Source organism: Neobacillus massiliamazoniensis, from assembly GCF_001048695.1.
In the GTDB taxonomy this organism is placed as follows: Bacteria; Bacillota; Bacilli; order Bacillales; family Cytobacillaceae; genus Neobacillus; species Neobacillus massiliamazoniensis.
Map to the genome: position 1 here is coordinate 1,656,316 of NZ_CVRB01000001.1, position 20,670 is coordinate 1,676,985.

Annotated in this window: 17 protein-coding genes and 2 pseudogenes; 13 read left to right on the top strand and 6 right to left on the bottom strand. The window is 35.5% G+C overall.

Features of this window, described 5'->3' with window-relative positions; genetic code table 11:
• Positions 1 to 13 precede the first annotated feature (13 nt).
• The 5 genes and pseudogenes from BN1082_RS07830 to BN1082_RS07845 form a co-directional block, all read left to right on the top strand.
• On the top strand, positions 14 to 1,204 hold the full coding sequence (locus BN1082_RS07830; protein ID WP_090632952.1) for a glycosyltransferase: 1,191 nt from the start codon (positions 14 to 16) through the stop codon (positions 1,202 to 1,204).
• 119 nt (positions 1,205 to 1,323) lie between these two features.
• Complete coding sequence (locus BN1082_RS07835; protein WP_141650832.1) at positions 1,324 to 2,241, top strand: beta-1,6-N-acetylglucosaminyltransferase; 918 nt, start codon at positions 1,324 to 1,326, stop codon at positions 2,239 to 2,241.
• A gap of 84 nt (positions 2,242 to 2,325) precedes the next feature.
• Positions 2,326 to 3,597, top strand: a complete 1,272-nt coding sequence (locus BN1082_RS07840) for a CDP-glycerol glycerophosphotransferase family protein (protein WP_090632955.1) — start codon at positions 2,326 to 2,328, stop codon at positions 3,595 to 3,597.
• Between the two features lie 171 nt (positions 3,598 to 3,768).
• A pseudogene (locus BN1082_RS28850) lies at positions 3,769 to 4,140 on the top strand (FAD synthase family protein); the annotation flags it as partial.
• Positions 4,141 to 4,170: 30 nt separating this feature from the next.
• Positions 4,171 to 5,118: pseudogene (locus BN1082_RS07845) on the top strand (Gfo/Idh/MocA family protein); the annotation flags it as partial.
• Positions 5,119 to 5,515: 397 nt separating this feature from the next.
• Here the strand turns inward: BN1082_RS07845 and BN1082_RS07850 are convergent.
• The 3 genes from BN1082_RS07850 to BN1082_RS07860 all read right to left on the bottom strand — a co-directional run bounded on the left by BN1082_RS07850 (position 5,516) and on the right by BN1082_RS07860 (position 8,563).
• A complete protein-coding gene (locus tag BN1082_RS07850; RefSeq protein WP_090632958.1) occupies positions 5,516 to 6,379 on the bottom strand; it encodes a metallophosphoesterase in 864 nt (287 codons plus the stop codon).
• A gap of 139 nt (positions 6,380 to 6,518) precedes the next feature.
• On the bottom strand, positions 6,519 to 7,223 hold the full coding sequence (locus tag BN1082_RS07855; RefSeq protein ID WP_090632960.1) for a DUF421 domain-containing protein: 705 nt from the start codon (positions 7,221 to 7,223) through the stop codon (positions 6,519 to 6,521).
• A 281-nt stretch (positions 7,224 to 7,504) separates the two neighbouring features.
• The gene (locus BN1082_RS07860) at positions 7,505 to 8,563 is read right to left on the bottom strand and encodes a lactonase family protein (protein WP_090632961.1); all 1,059 of its coding nucleotides are present in this window, start codon (positions 8,561 to 8,563) and stop codon (positions 7,505 to 7,507) included.
• A 150-nt stretch (positions 8,564 to 8,713) separates the two neighbouring features.
• On the opposite strand from BN1082_RS07860, the gene BN1082_RS07865 reads away from it, so the two are divergent.
• Positions 8,714 to 9,427: a DsbA family protein gene (locus BN1082_RS07865; RefSeq protein WP_090632963.1), complete on the top strand. Its 714-nt coding sequence runs from the start codon at positions 8,714 to 8,716 to the stop codon at positions 9,425 to 9,427.
• 1 nt (position 9,428) lies between these two features.
• Positions 9,429 to 9,842, top strand: a complete 414-nt coding sequence (locus BN1082_RS07870; RefSeq protein WP_090632965.1) for a disulfide oxidoreductase — start codon at positions 9,429 to 9,431, stop codon at positions 9,840 to 9,842.
• A gap of 510 nt (positions 9,843 to 10,352) precedes the next feature.
• On the opposite strand, the gene BN1082_RS07875 is transcribed toward BN1082_RS07870, so the two are convergent.
• Positions 10,353 to 10,637, bottom strand: a complete 285-nt coding sequence (locus tag BN1082_RS07875) for a hypothetical protein (RefSeq protein WP_176699690.1) — start codon at positions 10,635 to 10,637, stop codon at positions 10,353 to 10,355.
• A gap of 181 nt (positions 10,638 to 10,818) precedes the next feature.
• Here BN1082_RS07875 and BN1082_RS07880 point away from each other — a divergent pair, with 181 nt between their 5' ends.
• Positions 10,819 to 13,479, top strand: coding sequence for a bifunctional metallophosphatase/5'-nucleotidase (locus BN1082_RS07880; RefSeq protein ID WP_090632969.1), 2,661 nt, complete (start codon positions 10,819 to 10,821; stop codon positions 13,477 to 13,479).
• Between the two features lie 87 nt (positions 13,480 to 13,566).
• Here BN1082_RS07880 and BN1082_RS07885 read toward each other — a convergent pair whose 3' ends face one another.
• Both BN1082_RS07885 and BN1082_RS07890 read right to left on the bottom strand, forming a co-directional pair.
• The gene (locus BN1082_RS07885; protein WP_090632970.1) at positions 13,567 to 14,835 is read right to left on the bottom strand and encodes an FAD-dependent oxidoreductase; all 1,269 of its coding nucleotides are present in this window, start codon (positions 14,833 to 14,835) and stop codon (positions 13,567 to 13,569) included.
• 129 nt (positions 14,836 to 14,964) lie between these two features.
• Positions 14,965 to 15,411: a Dps family protein gene (locus BN1082_RS07890; protein WP_090632972.1), complete on the bottom strand. Its 447-nt coding sequence runs from the start codon at positions 15,409 to 15,411 to the stop codon at positions 14,965 to 14,967.
• Between the two features lie 335 nt (positions 15,412 to 15,746).
• Between BN1082_RS07890 and BN1082_RS07895 the strand changes: the two genes are divergently transcribed.
• The 5 genes from BN1082_RS07895 (at position 15,747) to BN1082_RS07915 (ending at position 20,539) form a co-directional block, all read left to right on the top strand.
• Complete coding sequence (locus BN1082_RS07895; protein WP_090632974.1) at positions 15,747 to 16,343, top strand: cell wall hydrolase; 597 nt, start codon at positions 15,747 to 15,749, stop codon at positions 16,341 to 16,343.
• A gap of 418 nt (positions 16,344 to 16,761) precedes the next feature.
• A complete protein-coding gene (locus BN1082_RS07900; protein ID WP_090632976.1) occupies positions 16,762 to 18,114 on the top strand; it encodes an APC family permease in 1,353 nt (450 codons plus the stop codon).
• Positions 18,115 to 18,676: 562 nt separating this feature from the next.
• Positions 18,677 to 19,966: a Glu/Leu/Phe/Val family dehydrogenase gene (locus BN1082_RS07905; RefSeq protein ID WP_090632978.1), complete on the top strand. Its 1,290-nt coding sequence runs from the start codon at positions 18,677 to 18,679 to the stop codon at positions 19,964 to 19,966.
• A gap of 16 nt (positions 19,967 to 19,982) precedes the next feature.
• Positions 19,983 to 20,273: an SAV0927 family protein gene (locus BN1082_RS07910; protein WP_090632980.1), complete on the top strand. Its 291-nt coding sequence runs from the start codon at positions 19,983 to 19,985 to the stop codon at positions 20,271 to 20,273.
• A 17-nt stretch (positions 20,274 to 20,290) separates the two neighbouring features.
• Entirely contained in the window at positions 20,291 to 20,539 is a 249-nt protein-coding gene (locus tag BN1082_RS07915) for a biotin/lipoyl attachment domain-containing protein (RefSeq protein WP_090632981.1), read from the top strand.
• Positions 20,540 to 20,670 lie beyond the last annotated feature (131 nt).

The following is a 20,670-nucleotide window of genomic DNA, read 5'->3' on the forward strand; positions in this document are numbered from 1 at the left end:
GGAGTAAGAGTAAATGAAGAAAAAGATAATCTTTATGCTCATAAATATGAATATTGGGGGCACAGAAAAGGCCTTACTTAACATGATTAATGAATTTCCAAAAGATCAATATGAAATAACTATTTTTTTATTGGAGGAATACGGCGGTTTTCTAAAGTTTATTCCAGAGGACGTTAAGGTCAAGTATTTTTCAGGGTATCAAAGCATTAAGGATCTTTTAAATCAACCTCAACAAATGATGTCATTACAATTATTAAAAGAGGGGAAAATAGTAAAAGCAATGATAATTTTGTTTTTATATATTATTACAAAAATATTAAAAGATAGGACTTTATATTTTAAATATATTTTAAGAAAATACCCAATCCTTGATGAGGAATATGATGTTGCTGTAGCTTATGGTGGCCCAATGGACTTCATAAGCTATTTTGTTATAAAAAAGATAAAAGCAAAAAGGAAAATTCAATGGATTCATTTTGATGTAACAAAAATTGGTTTTAATCGAAAGTTTGCAGCTAAAATTTATAGAAAATTTCAAAAAATTTTCGTTGTTTCAAAGGAAGGAAAAGAAAAACTGACAAATATATTACCATCATTAGCAGAGAGAACAGAGATTTTCCGAAATATTATTTCACCCCAATTAATTAAAACCCAGGCAAAAGAAGGGGAAGGGTTTTGCGATAATTTTATGGGAATAAAAATTTTAACTGTTGGAAGATTATCCCTTGAAAAGGGCCAGGATCTTGCGATAAAAGCAATGGCAAAATTAAAACAAGAAGGATTTAATGTCAGATGGTATTGCGTTGGGGAAGGAAAGTTTAGAAATAAATGTGAAGAGTTAATCGATGAATATAATTTAAAAAATGATTTTATTTTATTAGGCTCTACTCACAATCCGTATCCATATATTGAGCAATGCGATATTTATGTACAGCCGTCCAGGCATGAAGGTTTTTGCATAACCCTTGCTGAAGCTAAGTGCTTAGTAAAACCTATTGTTACAACTAATTTTACTGGAGCAAAAGAGCAGTTAAATAATTGGAACAACGGATTAATTGTTGGAATTGATGAAAATGAAATCTATAGAGCAATTGTTGAAATTATCACAAATAATGATTTGCGTAAAAGGTTTTCCCATAATTTACTTATAGAATCTTTTGACTGCAAACAGGAAATAAAAAAAATAATGGATTTTGCAGTCTAATATTTTTTATATGGGACTAATACTAGCGAAATGGTAAAAAGTTTCCTAAGCTAAAGGGCAAAAAAAATTCAGGTTTCTTTTATAGGAATTAACGTGAAAAAAAGGATTAATAAATAAAGGTGGATCGTAAAATGACTCGAATGATGCCAAAAACTGCCTATATTTTACAAATTCATAAAAACCCTGGTCAAGTAAATCAATTTATTAAACAAATTATTTCAGAAAATCATGCAGATGTATTTATTCATATTGATAAAAAAAATTATGAAGATCTAACTAGAAAAATTATCAGAAATCCAAGAGTGAAAATTTTACAAGAAAGCATCGACGTTAAATGGGGGGACATAACTCAAGTTGATGCCACTATTCTCCTATTAAAAGAAGTAATTGCTTCAGGAGTCAATTACGATTTTGTTTGCTTTAGAAGCGGGCAAGACTTGTTGGTGAAAAACGGATTTACTGAATTTCTGGGGGAAAACAAAAATAAAATTTTTATGAATGCCTTTCATGTACGAAAAAAGGAGCCGCATGCAGCCTTTGTAAATGTTAGTTGGCCAAAGATGACAAGAAGATTGTATTTAAACCCATTTCATCCCAATAGAGTTTTTAGGCGTGCAATTGCCCTGTTATATAGTTTTGGAGTGAATGTGTTGCCAAATAAAAGTCAACTTCCAAAAGATTATTCAATCTATAATGGCTCAAATTGGTTCTGTATTCCTCTGGATGTTGCGAACTATATAATAAAATTTTTAGATGAAAACGAGTGGTTTTATGAGGTATTTAAGAATAGTTTGGTTCCAGATGAATTTTTCTTTCAAACTTTAATTATGAATTCCAAATACAAAGCTGATGTAGTGAATGATAACCTAATGTATATAAAATTTGCCGAGTCATTAAAAGGCCGAAATAATCCCATTACGTTAACGATGGAACATATTGAAATAATTAAAAAGTCAAATGAATACTTCGCCAGAAAATTTGATGAAAATGTGGATAAAGTTGTAATTGAATATTTTACTAATCAGATAAAAATGTAACATATAGCTGGAATTGATTCCGATCTATTGACCAACCAGAAGAATTGAGTTAACTGGAAATTAAATAATAAAGGAGTTGATTCAATGGTAAACAACAAAGTAAAAAAATATCTAAAAAATTCCCCAAGATTATACCCAAAATTACAAAGAATTTTTTACATTTTTGTATTACTTCCTAAATATAAAATTAAGAAGAGCTTCCTTATTTTTCTAACCCCTTTCTTTATTAAACTACCTATTAAAAATAATAAAATTGTAATGACAAACTTTAATGGTAAAGGATATGGGTGTAATCCGAAATATATAGCAGAAGAACTGTTAAGACAAAAGCTAAATTATGATATTGTTTGGGTTTTAAAGAAAGAGTTAATTGGAAAAGCGAAGATACCTAAAGAAATAAGAATAGTTGAATATGAATCAATAAAACATTTATATGAGTTAGCAACTGCTAGAGTTTGGATTGATAATGAAAGAAAGTATTTTTATTCTCCAAAAAGGAAAAAACAATTTTATATCCAAACATATCATGGTGTTGTAGCTTTAAAACAAGTTGAGAAGGATGTAGAAAAACAACTTCCTGTTAGTTATGTTGATAAGGCCAAAAATGATTCCAAAATGATTGACCTTTTTATAGCAAATAGTAAATTCAATAGTAATTTATACCGAAGAGCATTTTGGTATGAGGGCGAAGTTCTCGAGGTTGGGGCTCCAAGATGCGAGATTCTAATAAAAGAAAATAAAAATATTTTAGATCAGGTTAGGAATTATTTTAATATTACAGAAGGTAAGCGTATTCTACTATATGCTCCAACTTTTAGAGCCAATTCTGATACTAAAGTATATAATGTCGATTTTGAAACATTAATTCAAACTTTAGAGAAAAAGTATTGTGGAGAATGGATAGTATTAGTTAGATTGCATCCAGATATATCAACAAAAGCTGATTTTTTGGAATACAACTCAAAAATACTAAATGCAACAGATTATGATGATATGAATGAATTGCTATCAGCAAGTGATATTTTAATAACCGATTATTCGAGTAGTGTGTTTGAATTTTCTTTCACTAAGAAGCCTATCTTTTTATATGCACCAGATATTAAGGAATATATTGAAGAAAGGAATTTTTACTTTGATATTCGCTCTTTGCCATATCCATTAGCTGAGAATAATAACCAATTACAAACGGTAATAGAAGGATTTGATAAGAGTAGGTATTTAATAGAACTAGATACCTTTTTTAAAAAAATAGGGATATTTGATCCTAAAGGTGCATCCGCAAAAATCGTTAAAATTATTAACGATGTTGCGAATCAAAACACTGAATTTCCCAATAATATTGAAATATCTGTTTAACTGTATGTATTCATCCTGAAGCGAAAAGTTTACCTGGTCCCTGAATAGGGCTTATCACCTCATTAAAGATAAAAAAGTGGTTTTCACAATTCCTGATACTGTAATTGAACCATATGACATTTATTATTGGTTAATTGACTAATAAATTTATTTTTGAAAGTAGTGGTTTAAATGAAAAAAGTTATAACTTATGGTACTTTCGATTTATTGCATTATGGTCATATGAATCTTTTGAAAAAAGCAAAGTCTCTTGGGGATTACCTTATTGTAGGTGTTACTACAGAAAATTTTGACATTAATCGAGGTAAACTAAATGTCCAGCAATCATTAATGGAAAGAATTCAAGCGGTAAAAGATACTGGATTAGTAGATGAAGTAATCCCCGAAGAATATGTTGGACAAAAAATTGATGATATTAGAAGGTATGGCGTTGATATTTTTGCAATTGGCTCTGACTGGGAGGGTGAGTTTGATTATTTAAAAAATTTCTGCAAAGTAGTTTATTTGGATCGGACACAAGGAATTTCTAGTACGCAAATACGCACGGAGTCTCAATTGGTTAGGATGGGGATTGTTGGATACTCTCCAATGGTAGACAAATTTATAGATGAGAGCAGATACGTAAGCGGTATAGTTGTCACGGGAATTTATCTTGAAGAAGAGGAAACTCTCCCTGAAAAATTACAGGAAAATGGCTTCGAACTGATTACAAATAATTTCAATAGACTTATTGACACTGTTGACGCAGTCTATGTGATATCAAAACCGGTAAATAGATACGAGTTGGTAAAACAGGCATTATCTCAAGGAAAAAATGTTCTATGCGAATCTCCCATAACGTTGAACAATAGCCAGGTAAAAGAGTTATTTGAACTAGCAGATAGTAAGCATTGCATATTATTTGAAGCCATAAAAACAGCATATGCTCTTGCGTTTTCAAGGTTAGCTCTTTTAATTAAAAGTGGGGAAATAGGAGAAGTAAAATCAGTTGAGGCGACATGTACAAGTTTACAATCTAAGAGTAATTGGTTATACAATAAGGAAAGTGGCGGCGGGAGCCTAACTTCATGGGGGCCGATTGCACTTTTACCGATATTTGCAATTTTGGGGACTGATTATAAAGAATGTAACTTTGTGTCTTATTATAAAGAAAAACATGGAGTGGATTTGTTTACTAAGATTGATTTAATATATCAAAAAGCTGTAGCATCTTTAAAAGTAGGAGTCGGGGTAAAATCTGAAGGCGAGTTGATTATATCTGGAACAAAGGCATATATATATGTGCCATCTCCTTGGTGGAAAACAGAATATTTTGAAGTAAGATACGAGGATTTCACCAACAACAAAAGATATTTCTACAAGTTAGAGGGAGAAGGGATTCGATATGAGATAGCTGCTTTTTTAAAGTCAATACGGACTCAACAAAATAACTTCTATATTGATAAAGATATATCACTCGGCATCAGTGAGATTATGGAGAAGTTTTTTACTAGTAATTATAAAAAAAGTGTGCTTAACTAACGCTGATTTAATCTAAAGATGATTACGTAAATAAGAGAATAATTTAAATTCGTTTAAGGTCCAATGGTTTAACTTATTCAGATATAGGTACCAAATTCGGAAAAGTCTAAAGAGCGGATATGTTTTTTAGAGTAGACAATAAAAGTTTAGGGCTATTGATGAAGATGTAATTTATAAATTTTAGTGGTAGCTGCATGCCCGGATGGTATTTTAGTTGCTGATAGAGCTTCAAGTCCGAAAATAAAGGATCGAACCAAATTATAGTAAAAATTAGAAAAGCAGTGGTGTAGGGGAGGCGGAGGTTTTTGGCCTCCCTCTATCTTAATATTTTTTAAAAAAGTACACTGACTATCTAGGAAAAAATATTATAGCATTTGTTTACTCCCTCTTTTAACAATTATAATCGAAACACCGTAATCTCCGGCCGACAAAACAACCGAAACGCTAACCCAGTGGTCCCTATTCCACGATTCACATACAAAGACATTTTCCTTTCGCCAACCTGATAGAGTCCGTCGGAATATTTTTGGGCAAGCTCCTGTCTAATAATCGGACCATAAAAAGGAATCCGAACCTGCCCACCATGAGAATGTCCTGAAAACTGGGCACTAATCGGATGCAAGATACTTTCATCCGCTATATCAGGTTCATGTGCCAATAACAGAACACAATCTTGCTCGGTTAATCCTTTGACAGCTTTTTTGATATTGGGATTCCCATACATCATGTCGTCGATGCCGGCAATATAAAGGCGTTGCTGGTTTGACTCGATAAAATCATGACTATTTTCCAACACCTTGAATTGTGAACGTTGGAAAACTTGAATAACTTTATCCTTCGTGTAAAAATCATGATTCCCAATCACTGCCCATTTTCCTCCGCGAATCCCCTTCAATGATTGAAGTAATGGAATAGCAGCTTCTGGTTCATTGTTTCCAATCTGGATGAGATCTCCCGTAAAAAAAATAACATCTGGTTTCAACCCGTTTATCATCTTAATAACGGGTTGAAAATCTTCGACTCCATAATGAAAACCTAAATGAACATCACTGAATTGAACAATTTTCCATCCTTCAAACGCTTTAGGAAGGTTGTTTATTTTCAACTGAACTTCTTTTATTTGATACCAAAATCGTTCTACCTTAAATGAGTATGTTCCTATCATCATTCCTGCTGCAACTAAGCCTAAATACATTTTTCCAGATTTCTTTAAAAAGCTACGACGATTCATCGTCAACTGCTTTGGTGGTGATTCAGCCATTCGAAACTCCTTTTAAGGGCTTAAAATCCATAGAGGATACAGCAATTTAACCCATACAAACGTTCTATTTAAAGAACATTATATATGATACCATATTGTTCCACAAGTTTTATGAAAGACTGCCATTTATCTAAATGCATTATCTATAAAAAAACACCTCTAAATTGTCCTCGCAATCAATCGTTGCTAATAAAACATTGCTTACCTGGGTTTGATGAAGAGTTTTTACTCTGTCTAGTAACCATTGTTCCTCTTTGTTGATTTGTTGAAGCCTCTGGGTATTAATCTTACCTTCTTTGATCAAAATCATAGGTAAATCAAATGGCTTAGTTTTCAATTGATAAGTGGAAGGAGTGATGGGGTCAAATTGTGGATCCAAAAAAATAGACATTTTTCCATCCGATTCCCATAGGGCCAACGCTACTTTTTTTACATCCTCTATTTTTTCTTTCCTTAACTCTGACAATAAATAATCAAGTGTAATTCGTGCCTTCCTTAGCGCTTTATAGTTAATTTCTCCGTCTTTTATGAGCAACATAGGGGCTGGATCGGTAAATTTTCGCAGCCACTCCCATTTTAAACTTAGTAAAATACCTGAAATATATAAAACGGCAATTACAAGGGTAGTTATAATAGAACCATCCATGCCGATAGTTGGGTCAGACAATGGATGGGCAATGATGTTTCCTAGCATTAAGGCCACCACAAAATCAAGCAATCGTAATTGGGATAACGACCGCTGTCCCATGAATTTTGCTGTCATTACCATAATGAAAAAGGTGACGACTGCTCTCATGATCCAATCAAAATTGGATAATGTTTCATTACCATAGAAAAAATGCATTGAGGACACATCCTTAATCTGAATAATTTTCCTTTGAATTATTATTACCCTTTTTCGACTATGTTAAATTTGTTGTAAAATCATAATGTTGCTGAAGACCAAATCTAGGAAATCAAGCAGGTGCTGCATCACAACCAAAAAAAAGCCGGAATAAGCTTGTTCCGGCTTTTTTTGACACCATTACCTCTATGATCACTTTATTGCAAAAAATTCAAGATTATTTGCTAATCCTATGAATTTTTCGTGAATACAGTTAAAACATTAAAACGGAAGAAACTCGTTTAATAATGTAAAAATTTCACACACACAGGATAAGGGACAGTAATATCTGACTGCAGCAATGTAAGCTTTCCGGTTTCTTCATCCCTGGCATATAAAACAAGATTATGTGATTCCTGATTGGAGGCAACCACAAATTTCCCCGATGGGTCGATTGAAAAATCCCTCGGCCAATCTCCTTCTGAGGAAACAAGCTCTACAAAGCTTAGCTTACCGCTCTCATTATCCACTTTAAAAACCGCAATACTATTATGTCCCCGGTTCCCTGCATAAACAAACCGACCATCAGCGGACAGATGGATGGCGCTTCCCTGATTATTTTCCTTAAAATCTTCTGGCAGAGTAGAAATATACTGCTTAGCTGTAAAATGACCATCTACCTCATCATACGTCAGAAAGATCACTTCAGAACTAAACTCTGTCATCACATAAGCGAACCGACCATTTGGATGGAAAGCAATATGCCTCGGGCCGCTGCCTGGAGGGGTGGTTAAACGATTCACTTCGCTTAAAGTACTATCCTGGTTCAGTTTATAGGTGATGATAGAATCAATCCCCAATTCAACTGCTACAACATATTTTTCATCAGGGGTAACCCCTGCAAAATGAGTGTGTGCCTTTTCTTGTCTTGGATCAGGACCGGACCCTTCATGCTTAATAATAGAAGTAGGGGGTAATATAGAACTGGTGTTAGTATCTAGTACATAAGATTCCACTGTCCCTCGATGATAATTGGCGCTGAACAGGAATTTATTTTCATGGCCAATACTTACATGGCAAGGTGACGGACCTGGTGAAAGCTGAGAATTGATAAGATTCAATTCTCCTCTATTTTCAATAGTAAAAGAGGCAACTCCTCCTTCTGCTCCCTCTTTCATTACAGAGTAAAGGTAACGGTTGTCTTTGCTGATATTTATGTATGTAGGGTTTTCCAGTTCAGCAGCTATCTTTATATCTGTTATTTTGGCAGTAGCTGTTTCAAGTACAAAAGAATAGATACCTTTACTTTCTCCTTTCGTATACGTTCCAATATATCCGGTAAATTTTTTGGCTGTCGTCATGATCTTTCCTCCTCAGTAAAAATTAATTATTATTTTATCATAATTCAATTTGAATCTTACTATTTGCTTAAATCAATAAGTTTTGTAATATTGATAGTAGCTAGGACAGTCATTTTGGCTGATATACGTTAAATAAAAGGGAGTTCGAATATGGCAAATAAGAAGAAAACTGTTAAAAGAGGGAATAATTCTTCATCAAAGGTCGTTTTCTGGACAATTGGGATTATCGCTGTTTTCCTGCTCGGATTTATTTTTTTAGGAAATCAATCAAAACCGGTTGAAAAAGCTAAAACGAATGAAACGATTGATTACAGCAATGAACCGTTTTTAGGAAAGGATTCAGCGCCTGTATCGATTATAGAATTTGGTGACTATAAGTGCCCGAATTGCAAAAACTTTTCTGAAGAGGTAGTCCCTGTCATTAAACAGGAACTAGTTGATACAGGAAAAGCGAAATTTTATTTCTTTAATGATTCCTTTATTAGTACTGACTCCATACGCTCGGCAAAATTTGCCGAATCAGTTTATCAGGAGCTTGGAAACGAAACATTTTGGAAATTTCATGATTTGCTATACAGTAAACAGCCTAAAGATCCAAAGTATGAAAAAATGGATGTTTATGATGAGCAATTTTTAGTCAATACGTTGAAGGAAATTGCAAGTGATTCAGATGTTAATAAGGTTGTGGAAAATTTCCACGCTAAAAAATCGGATGCTGCCTGGCAAAAGGATATGGATTATGCGGAGAAGCTCGGTGTATCTGGAACGCCAACCATATTTGTCGACGGGAAACTATTTACTGGATCACAGTTGCAGGATTTAATTGACATGGTAGATAAAGCTGCACAGCAAAAGGGGAAATGAAATGAATAAAAAGTTACTTCTCGCTTGGATCACGGCGATCATCGCAACACTTGGGAGCCTATATTTCAGTGAGGTGCGCCATTTTATTCCTTGCACCCTCTGCTGGTATCAAAGGATTTTTATGTACCCATTAGCGATTATATTGGGAGTTGCCGTCTACCGAAATGACAAAGGAATCTATAAATATGTTCTCCCATTATCCATTATCGGAATGGTATTATCCGGTTATCATGTATTGCTGCAAAAAGTCCCCTATTTACAGCACTTTGAAATGTGTACAACTGGAGTACCTTGCTCGAAGGATTACCTAAATTGGCTAGGTTTTATTACGATTCCGCTAATGGCCTTTATCGCATTTACGATCATTACCATTTGTTTAGTGTTACTTTCGCGAAAAGAAAAAAATGAAGCTTAAATCTTTCAGAGGCTCCCACATGGTGCCTCTTTTTGTATCAACAATTTTTAACATTTGGCATAAGATATTAGCTTATACATTGTTAACTAATACTCTGCTATAGACTTTAAATATTAGAATATTTCATTAAAAGTTGGTGAATTAATAAAGAATTAATCGAGTATGTTACTTTTGGGATCGCCTATACTCTTACAAAAAAATCCGTTTCAAAAAAGAGTTTTCGTACAATTGGGGTACCTTGTTCAAAGGAATATATTAGTTGGTTAGTATTTATTATCATTCAATTATTAGAAATAATAATATTTATTACATTTTAAAACATTTTTACCTTTAATTCATTTATAATCCAGTTTATATATATTGTGGAAATTTTTATTGATTGGTTAGTTTATTATTATTATAATCATTTTAGTAACTTGTCATATGCAAAAGAAATTTGTCAAATTGGCTCAAGGTTAAGTACCTGATCGAGTAACTAAAAAAGCATTACAACCACTCATATGGAAGGACTTAACGATCTTTTTCCCATTCTGATGTGAGAAGTGTTTGGTACTCCATGCTGTTACGGTTTGAATTGTAAGTGATTTCTTTGGATGCTTGGGATTTTAGGTCTAATGATCGAAAACTGATATGCCAAAAAATGACCTTGTTATTAAAAAGTAAAAAGGATTTAGCAATGGATTTAATCGAATCAAATAAATCAACAGAAGATGTGTATGTCTTTATTGGTTGATAGCTGGTATATAAGTGAAATTGATCTTTCAAGCAAAACGCCTTTTTGTAACCTTTATACATATAGTAGCTTGGATTACGTGAAAATCCTTCGTTTCTAGAATATAGGTTGAAAACATTGAATCTGCGCTATTTTCAGGAATTACTCGGTTTCGTACAAAGGTATTTATTCTTTTTTGTACTAATACAAGGGTTGATGTTCTTTTAAAGAACTGGAAATAATACAAAAAATGGGGGAAGAAGGATGAAACGTTTTTATTCGCTCGTATATTCTTTAATGCTAGTACTAGCTCTGGTTGTACCTTCGTTTTCTAATGTAGTTGTTGCTAAAGCGGCGGACAATACAACAAAGACGATTACGATTTTCCATACGAATGATGTCCATGGACGATTGGTCAATCAAGCTAGTAGTGTAGTGGGTATAGATTATATTTCGAGCATAAAGAAGAGTGTACCGGGTTCATTACTAATTGACGCTGGGGATGCTACACAAGGATTACCATTTGCAAACATAAGTCAAGGTGCAGATGTTATTAAATTAATGAATGCAGCAGGATACGACGGAATGACATTGGGGAACCATGAGTTTGATTTTGGTTTTGATGCAGTATTGAAAAATGTCAAGTTAGCAAACTTCCCAATTGTATCTGCTAATACATATTATCAGGGGAAACCTTTATTAGAAGGAATTAATAGTACGAATGGAAAAGACTTTATTAAAGATGTACAAGGGATTAAGGTTGGATTTTTTGGAATAACGACACAAGAAACATATTATAAAACAAATCCAAACAATATTGTTGGTGTTAGTTTTACAGATCCAATTAAAACATCACAGGATGAAGTAGACAAATTGAAAAAAGATGGTGCGCAAGTAATTGTCGGAATTATGCACATCGGAAACGATTCCTCTAGTGATCCTATTAGTGATAAAATTGCTGAAAATGTTACTGGGATCGATGTAATCATTGATGGCCATAGCCATACGATCGAAAATAAACATGTTAATAACACTTTAATTGCACAAACATCTGCCTATAATGCGAATCTTGGTAAAATAGAAATCACAGTAACAGATGGTAAAGTGACAGACTCAAAGGAATCATTAATTCCTGCTAAGGTTGCGCAAGCTAACTTTACTCCAGACGCTTCCGTAACTGCATTAGTAAAACAAATTAATGATACACAGGCGGCTAATAATAAGAAGGTCATTGGCCGGACAGCAACAGCACTATGGGGTGGAACAGTAAATAATATGTCTGTTGCACGATTTGGAGAAACAAATTTAGGAGATTTAGTAGCTGACTCTATGAATTGGGGCGCTTCGTCACAAGTGAAAGGTACGGCCTTTGAAGGTCTTCCAATTGTTGCCCTAGAAAATGGCGGCGGTGTACGGACATCGATTCTAACCGGATACATTACTCATGAAAATGTTATTGGTGTATTACCTTTTGGAAACATTTTATCGTTGAAAGTGGTCACGCCTAATATCCTTTATGCAGTTTTAGAAAATGGAGTATCCAAGGTAGCAAAAGTAGATCCGGCTACTGGCATTATTTCCGGTGTCGATGGTCGCTTCCCGCAAATCTCCGGAATGAGATTTGAATATGACCCATCGCTAACGCCTTCCAATACCGATCCTTCCAAAGGGGAATTAGTGACTGGAAATCGTGTAACGAAAATTGTTTTAGTCAATGCGGACGGGACAGATGGGAAAGTGTTGGACCGCAAAGATACAACAACGTCCATTGTGTTAGCTTCAAATGATTTTGAAGTTGCTGGTGGCGATGGATATACAATGTTAAAAAATTTAAAAAATATTGGTGAAGGTAATGCCTTAGATGTTATTTTCGAACAGTATCTTACGAAGCTAACAATAGAAGGAAATGGTTCTTTCTTCTATCCAAGTAGTCAGGGCAGAACGAAGGCGATTACAACCTATCAGTACAAGCCATATAGTGCAACTGTCACTGTTAGTGATAACCAAGGCTTATTAGTGAATCAAGATGTAACGTATTCAATCGACAATGGTAAACCGCAAACTGCTAAAACAAATGAGAAAGGTGAATTGGTCCTTAGCGATATTCCTTCTGGACCACATTCTGTATTTGTTTCAGCCAATAATTTAGTAGCTGATGTGTTTATTAACGATTTATACGGTAGCGTGAAGGTTTCTACTACTTTACTTTCTGACGATACTGCAGTAGCGCAAGCTGTGACCTATCTAATTGCTTCTCTACCTGATCAAGTGAGTCTCTCGGATAAAGACCAAGTCATGCAAGTGAAAAAAGCGTACGTTGAATTGACAGATACTCAGAAAAAATTAGTTACTAATTACAGCAAGTTAGAGAAAGCTTTCAATGATATTTCAGATCTTACAACCACTCAAGAAGTCATCGATCTAATTGCTCGCATACCTGATCAAGTGAAGCTAACAGATCAAGACCAAGTAAAGAAAGCGCAATATGCATACGAAGCATTATCAGTAGATCAGAAAAAATTAGTTAATAACTATAGCAAGTTAGAAAAGGCAGCCAATGATATGTTAGATCTTACAGCTGCCCAAGCTGTCATCGATCTTATCGCTGGTCTATCTGATCAAGTAAAGGATACGGATCAAGACAAAATCATGCAAGCGAAAAAAGCGTATGATGAATTGTCAGCAGATCAGAAAAAACTAGTCAATAACTACAGCAAATTAGACAAAGCAATTAAGGATATTAACGATCTAGTTGCTACGCAAACTGTCAGCGGGAACGGTAATGATCTTACGAATACTGATTCAAATCATCAGTTAGCGAATACAGCAACAAACATCTATAATATGATTTTTGTAGGTGCAGGGGTATTGCTATCTGGATTGGTCTTACTGTTCGTTGGAAGAAGGAAAAAATCCTTACAATAATAATAAAAAAAAAGCTTCCATGTCCTGAAATCAGTACGTGGAAGCTTTTTTTAAGTATCGAATATACCCATCTTTTCAAGGATTAATTTAGCTATATTGCGGGCGAAGTTTAGAACGTTTATTAACATGCTGTTCTGCACTTAGTGCCGCAATTGCACCATCGGCAGCAGAAATAACGGCTTGTTTAATTGGTGTTCTTCTGGCATCACCGCCGGCAAAAACTCCTTCTGCACTAGTTTTGAGAAGGTCATCAACCACAACATAGCCTTCCTCATCTCGCATAACAGAGCCATTAAGGAAATCCGTTCCTGGTTTCAATCCGCCAAGATACAAGAATACGCCATCCACTTCCCAGATTTGTTCTTCTTTTTTATCAGTTAGGATGACAATTTTTTCAACACTATCCTCACCGATAATTTCTCTTAAACGATAGCGTTTAAAGATTTCAACATTTGCGTTGTTCTCTAATTGCGAAAGGTCAACATCACCCTTTAATTCGGTTGGAATGAGAAGCTTGACTGTTTTGCAATATTTTGAAAGTGTTTCAGCCTCGTGAATGGCTTCTTCGGTATCACCGACAACAGCGACGATTCGGTCCTGATAAAAAGCAGCATCACATGTTGAGCAATAGCTTACACCACGACCCGTAAATTCTTCTTCCCCTTTAATTTTACTTGATGGTGCTTTTGCACCAACAGCGATAAAGACACTTTTTGCCTTGATGGTTCCTTCTGCAACCTCAATTTTTTTGATTTCATCTGAAAAATTAACGGATAGTACCGTCCCGCGAACGAATTCTGCACCAAAATCTTTTGCTTGCTCTTGCATCCTTGTTAAAAGCTCAAGCCCGGTCAATTCTTCACGGACTCCTGGGTAGTTAGCTATTTTATGAGTAATGGCAAGTGTACCAGCTTTAGGTGCTTTATCAATTACAAGTGTTTTTAGTTTTCCACGGGCAGCATAAACAGCTGCTGAAGCACCAGCTGGACCTCCACCAATCGTAACAAAATCATATACCTCTTCAAGGATTTTTTCAGTAACAGGCTGGAAAATAGAGTCTGAACTTTCTGCTGTTTCTTTAACTTGTGAATTGGTTGCTGGGGTAGTCGTTTCCTCTTCCGAAATTCCAAGCAGCTTCTTCAATTTCTTCTCCTGGAAACCTAAAACTAGTTTGCCATTAATAAAGGTTGCTGGTGTTCCGAAAATTTTCTTTTCTTTCAATTGATCAAAATATTCCTTATGTATAGAGGCATTCCGTTCCTCATAATCAATTCCCCATTCCTTAAGGGCAGATTTTACTTTTTGGCAGTGGGGGCAACCGGTACTGCTATAGATAATAACTTCTGGTTTAGACATGAATAAAACCTCCAGTAAATTTTCTTTTTTATTATAATAATATTTTTATTATATAAAAGTCAATATTTTTTAATAATAATTATAATGTAAAAAGCCCAACCTCTTGGGATTGGACTCACTACATAAAATTTAAATGGTTTTTCCAAGGAATGCGGTCAGCATCCAAACATGTTTCTCTAAACCTGAATGAATAGCGAGGAGGATGTCGCCGGTTGTTTCATCCTTCATTTCATCAGCTAAAGCCATTCCTTCTTTTAATTCTCCAATGGTCTGAGAAAAATCGTTAATGATAGCCTGAACCATGTCGTGAGCAGCTTCTTGTCCTGACGCTTCTTGAATGGAGGAAATTTCAAGGCACTCTTTCATGGTGGCAACAGGTTTCCCGCCGATTGCAAGGAGACGTTCAGCTAATTCATCTACATGTAGCCCTGCCTCATTATAAAATTCCTCAAATTTCACGTGTAAAGTAAAAAATTGTTCACCTTTCACATACCAGTGAAAGTTATGTAACTTCATATACAAAACCGACCAGTTGGCAATTTGTTTGTTCAACACACTGACAAGTTGATTTTCCATTGTCATTTCCCTCCTAACATCTTCTATTATATCCAATAGTAAATTAGAAATCCTGTAAGTATATAGGGGGAATGGTGTCAAATTAGCGAATTTTATTTGAAAGATAATGTTACCTCCATGAAATATTGTAAAAATAGCCCCGTTAATATCCGTTAGCACCATATTGTGGCATAAAAATCGCATTGGATTAAATTCCCATAAAATAAGCAAACTCCCTTAGAATGGGTGTGAAGTATGTAGAAGCTATGTTACTATTTTTTGGATGATGAATTACTATGTTACAACTGATAGCCTTATTAATAGAAAAACGAGTAAGGTAATCTTAGGAGGATATGATGAAAAAATTAAAAAAACTAGTTATTGCAGCAGGGTTCATTTTGTCAATCTCTTCATTTACTTTAAATAGTCAGTCTGAAGCAGCAACGAATTCTTACAAAGTACAAAATGGTGAAACTTATTGGAAAATTGCAACGAAGTTCGGAGTTCCTGTTAATACTTTAATAAATGCAAATCACAGCTCGACTCTTCACGCAGGTCAAAATTTAGTAATCCCTAATTCTAGTATTTCAGAATCAGATAAAGAACTAATGGCACGTCTTGTTCATGCCGAGGCACAAGGGGAACCTTATTCAGGGAAGGTAGCAGTTGCATCAGTCATTTTGAACAGAGTAAAAAGCCCTGACTTTCCATCAACCGTAAGGGGAGTCATTTATCAAATAGATTCCGGACATTATGCGTTCACACCGGTCCAAAATGGTGCCATTAATCAAGCGGCCGATGCTGATTCAATGAGAGCTGTGAATGAGGCATTAGCTTTAGAAGGACAAGGAAATGGTTCTTTATATTTCTACAATCCAAAAACGGCTAAAAGCTCTTGGATTTTATCACGTCCAGTAACAGTTACGATTGGGAATCACCGATTTGCCAAATAAATAAAAGTAGTGAACTAGGTATCTTCTTTTTGGGGGAAATGGGTTTAAGGAACCTAAATTTCTCCAAACAGTGAGATGCCTTTTTTTTGCTAAATGGAAAGTAAAAATTCAACTGCGCCTTATAAACACCTATCGAAATCGCCAATCATCGATTTTCATTTATGCATTTTAGAGTAAATTATGCAGAATTTCATAATCTTAATCGCTATTTCTTTATTAAATTTTTTTAAAAGCAAAAAATTACCTTGATTAGTATATAACGATAAATGGCATGAAAATTGCAACTATTTAAAATAGTATAATATTTTTTGTGATTAGGAAGGAGGGTCTGATAAAAAGCTGAATGCTTTAACCATTTACAGTTAAATGTAAATGCTTACATTTTTTTAAAAATTGAGCTAAAAAGGAGAGTTGATAAATGGAGAATGTTACTCTTAAGAGATCACTTGGAATGTGGGCTATCGTCGGCCTGGGATTAGGTTATATGACACCAACTATTGTGTTTGACACCTTTGGGATTGTTTCGAATCAAACGAATGGTGTTGTTCCGCTTGCGTACCTCACAGCCTTAGTAGTTATGCTGTTTACAGCTATTAGTTACGCGAAGATGGTAAAAGTGTTTCCAAGTGCTGGATCAGCCTATACGTATACAAGAGAGACAATGAACCCATATCTTGGATTTATCGTCGGGTGGGCAGCGTTACTTGATTATATCCTACTTCCAATGGTAAATGCCTTAATTATTCGAATTTATATGATGTCCGTATTTCCTTCTGTCCCGGCATGGGTTTGGGTTGTCACTTATGTAGCAGTTGTCACGGCTATAAATGTATGGAGTATTGGGAAAACATCAAGTTTGAATTCACTGCTTGTTATTTTTGAAATTGTCTTGATTGCGGCCTTTATTGTGCTGGCCTTTGTGAAGTTTTCCCAGGGGATGGGACAAGGTACCATTTTAACTACGGAACCGCTGTTTCACTCCAATATCCATTTTGGTTCAATTTTAACTGGAGCCACAGTGGTATGTTTCTCCTTTATTGGCTTTGACGCCGTAACAATGTATGCTGAGGAAGCCAAAGATCAAAAAGTAATGACAAAAGCAATTATGTTGACTGTTTTTATTGGTGGAGCGATCTTTTTTGTCGCTGGCTACTTCGCACAGGCCTTATTTCCAAATGTATCGCATTTCAAAGTGACTGACGACACGTTACCTGAAATAGGATTATACGTGGGCGGCACCCTCTTTAAAATGCTGTTTATTTCAGGGGCATTTGCTGCAACCGTTGCTTCGGGACTTGCCTCTCATGCCAGTGTCTCCCGGCTTTTATATGTTATGGGACGAAATGGCGTTCTTCCAAAAAAGTTCTTTGGTTATGTCCATCCTAAATTCCAGACACCTGCCTTTAATGTTATTCTGGTGGGAGTTGTCTCCCTGCTTGCCATAACTCCAAGTCTAGAGTTAATTTCTTCATTTATTAACTTTGGAGCATTAATCGCTTTTACTTTCGTTAATTTATCTGTTATTGCCCATTTTGCTGTACGGAAAAAAAGATATAAAACAATGAAAGATATTTTCTCTTTCTTGATTATGCCTATTATCGGAGCGGGATTAACGGGAATTTTGTGGGCCAATTTACATGCTGATGCTCTTATAGGCGGTCTAGTTTGGGCTGGGATAGGATTTATCTATATGCTCTTCCAAACAAAATTCTTTAAGATTAAGCTTATGGATTTTGACTTTGATGAAGCAGATAGATCGTCTACATTATAAGATTATGAAGAGTCTGTCCCAAAAGGTGACAGGCACCACTATATGTACAAAGTTCATGAAAATTTTTCCGCAATGTTGATTGGAGCGAAAGGCACTCGATTCCTGCGGGAGTACGGGGCAGGGGAGACCCCGCAGGCGCAATAGCGCCGAGGAGGCTCCCCGTACCGCCCGCGGATGCTCGCTTCTTGAGCGGAAATCAACAGACAAGTTTAATAGACCATTAATAAGAAAGGGGGTGCCCATAAAGGTTATACTTTTGGGACACTCCCTTTCCTTCTTTATTTTCTATGTCTTGTGATTCATCTACCTGCTGAAATCCTAATTGATACGTCAATCGGCTAAATTTATAGATGCAAAACCCAGGTATGCAGAAATGAATAATTGTTCCATTTTTTCATAGATTCTGAATATAAAAAATATGAAAACGGTCTTCATCGAGCACACAGCGATTCGAGTAGCTCAGGTCCAGTCTAGATGCAGCCTTAATGATCGCTTCGTTTTTCATGTTGGCACGAAAATTGCTAAATATTTAGATAACTTTAATTAAATGAGGTGTTATTTTATGACAATCGATTCATTAGATGTAAAAAAGAAAGAAGTTACAGAGGAAAAAGATAACTCCCTGCTTGAGTTTCAGGAAACGCTTAAGGAAGCTGTGGATATTTTGAATTATCCACCGCAGGTTTTTGAATTTTTAAAGAAACCATTGAGATTTTTAGAGGTAAGCATACCAGTTAAGATGGATAATGGGCAGACGGAGATTTTCCAAGGGTACCGTGCTCAGCATAATGATGCTGCGGGGCCGACAAAAGGAGGAATTCGCTTCCATCCGGATGTCACGCCGGAAGAAGTGAAAGCGTTGGCAGGCTGGATGAGCTTAAAATGCGGGATTACCAACCTTCCTTACGGTGGCGCAAAAGGTGGTATTATATGTGATCCTAGAAAAATGAGCCTTGATGAATTGGAACGGTTAAGCAGAGGATACGTACGAGCCGTCAGTCAAATTGTGGGTCCTACAAAGGATATTCCGGCACCTGATATGTATACAAACTCGCAAATAATGGCATGGATGCTCGATGAGTATGACCATATTCGCGAATTTGATTCACCAAGTTTTATTACAGGAAAGCCGATTGCGCTCGGAGGTTCAATGGGTAGGGAAACGGCCACTTCAAAAGGGGTTTTATATACGCTGCAGATCGTATGTGAAAAAAGGAAGCTGGAGTTAAAAGATACCAAGGTCATTATTCAAGGTTTTGGGAATGTTGGCAGTTATTTAGCACTATATTTACATGAATTAGGAGCAAAGGTTATTGGTATTGGGGATGTATTAGGCGGCCTATATGATGAAAATGGTTTAGATATTCCATATTTATTAGAGAGCAGGGACTCATTTGGAATTGTTTCTAATCAATTTTCTAATAGTATCTCTAACCAAGAATTATTAGAAAAAGAATGTGATATTCTGATTCCAGCAGCGATTTCTGGCGTGATCAATAAGCATAATGCATCAAAAATCAATTGTCAGATTGTCATTGAGGCAGCGAATGGTCCAACGACAAAAGAGGCACTTGGAATCTTGGACGAACGCGAAATCCTTGTGGTTCCTGATATTCTTGCGAATGCCGGCGGTGTTGTTGTTTCCTATTTCGAGTGGTGCCAGAACAACCAAGGATATTATTGGACAGAAGAAGAAGTGGATACCCGCCTAAAAGAAAAAATGACTCAGAGCTATGCAAATGTTTATAACACCGCTGAAAAATACAACGTAAATATGAAAACAGCTGCCTATATAGAAGGAATTCAAAAATTAGCTGAGGCTTCAAGATTGAGAGGCTGGTTGAAATATTAAAAGGAGGAATGAGTAAATGAAATTGGAAGTTATTTCTGAAACGAGAGAAAAACAGCTTTTACACTACTTTTGTCTTATTTCTCATAACCATCGTTACGATTTGACGATCGGTTACTCGGAACATTTTTTTGGGAAAGCAATGGTGACTTCCATTCAAACCGGAAAGATGGTCCTCCTTTGCCAAGAAGATACGTATGCAGATGATCATTGGGCTGGTCAATTGGGAATCGAAGCAGAGGATATTCCGGAGTTCAAGGAATTCTTTGGTCTCGTCTTACAGGAGCGGCCTTTTCAAGAGCAATATTAAAAAAAGGGGTGTAATTCATGTGTTTTGGCGTGATTATTAGCCCGTGCTACGGTATTGTTGATAAAATCACAATTAATCGTACAGATCGCCTTTATGAATGGGAAACGTTATTTTCAATCAAAACGGATGACGGTCCTACTGAGATGATTCAAACAAGTGTAAGCGGTGAAGTTGAATCGATTGAAGTGCAGGAAGGGGATAATGTCATCCCTGGGATGGTTCTTGCTTATATTAAAGAAGATATGTTTGTAACCGGTAGTGATTAATAAAGAGGAAGAAGCTCAATCTCTTAAATGAGCATTTTGCTTCGATCCTGTCAAAAAAGAAGATGGATTAATCATCTTCTTTTTTTTTTGAATGAATTTTTTATTTAAAATTTTCCAATAAGTTGATAGTA

Excerpts from the sequence above, each read along its gene's own strand:
- BN1082_RS07840 (WP_090632955.1), top strand. The coding sequence starts at position 2,326 with ATGGTAAACAACAAAGTAAAAAAATATCTAAAAAATTCCCCAAGATTA.
- BN1082_RS07865 (WP_090632963.1), top strand. The coding sequence starts at position 8,714 with ATGGCAAATAAGAAGAAAACTGTTAAAAGAGGGAATAATTCTTCATCA.
- BN1082_RS07830 (WP_090632952.1), top strand. The coding sequence starts at position 14 with ATGAAGAAAAAGATAATCTTTATGCTCATAAATATGAATATTGGGGGC.
- BN1082_RS07915 (WP_090632981.1), top strand. The coding sequence starts at position 20,291 with ATGTGTTTTGGCGTGATTATTAGCCCGTGCTACGGTATTGTTGATAAA.
- BN1082_RS07895 (WP_090632974.1), top strand. The coding sequence starts at position 15,747 with ATGAAAAAATTAAAAAAACTAGTTATTGCAGCAGGGTTCATTTTGTCA.
- BN1082_RS07885 (WP_090632970.1), bottom strand. The coding sequence starts at position 14,835 with ATGTCTAAACCAGAAGTTATTATCTATAGCAGTACCGGTTGCCCCCAC.
- BN1082_RS07870 (WP_090632965.1), top strand. The coding sequence starts at position 9,429 with ATGAATAAAAAGTTACTTCTCGCTTGGATCACGGCGATCATCGCAACA.
- BN1082_RS07875 (WP_176699690.1), bottom strand. The coding sequence starts at position 10,637 with ATGTATAAAGGTTACAAAAAGGCGTTTTGCTTGAAAGATCAATTTCAC.
- BN1082_RS07860 (WP_090632961.1), bottom strand. The coding sequence starts at position 8,563 with ATGACGACAGCCAAAAAATTTACCGGATATATTGGAACGTATACGAAA.
- BN1082_RS07910 (WP_090632980.1), top strand. The coding sequence starts at position 19,983 with ATGAAATTGGAAGTTATTTCTGAAACGAGAGAAAAACAGCTTTTACAC.
- BN1082_RS07880 (WP_090632969.1), top strand. The coding sequence starts at position 10,819 with ATGAAACGTTTTTATTCGCTCGTATATTCTTTAATGCTAGTACTAGCT.
- BN1082_RS07850 (WP_090632958.1), bottom strand. The coding sequence starts at position 6,379 with ATGGCTGAATCACCACCAAAGCAGTTGACGATGAATCGTCGTAGCTTT.
- BN1082_RS07905 (WP_090632978.1), top strand. The coding sequence starts at position 18,677 with ATGACAATCGATTCATTAGATGTAAAAAAGAAAGAAGTTACAGAGGAA.
- BN1082_RS07890 (WP_090632972.1), bottom strand. The coding sequence starts at position 15,411 with ATGGAAAATCAACTTGTCAGTGTGTTGAACAAACAAATTGCCAACTGG.
- BN1082_RS07855 (WP_090632960.1), bottom strand. The coding sequence starts at position 7,223 with ATGCATTTTTTCTATGGTAATGAAACATTATCCAATTTTGATTGGATC.
- BN1082_RS07900 (WP_090632976.1), top strand. The coding sequence starts at position 16,762 with ATGGAGAATGTTACTCTTAAGAGATCACTTGGAATGTGGGCTATCGTC.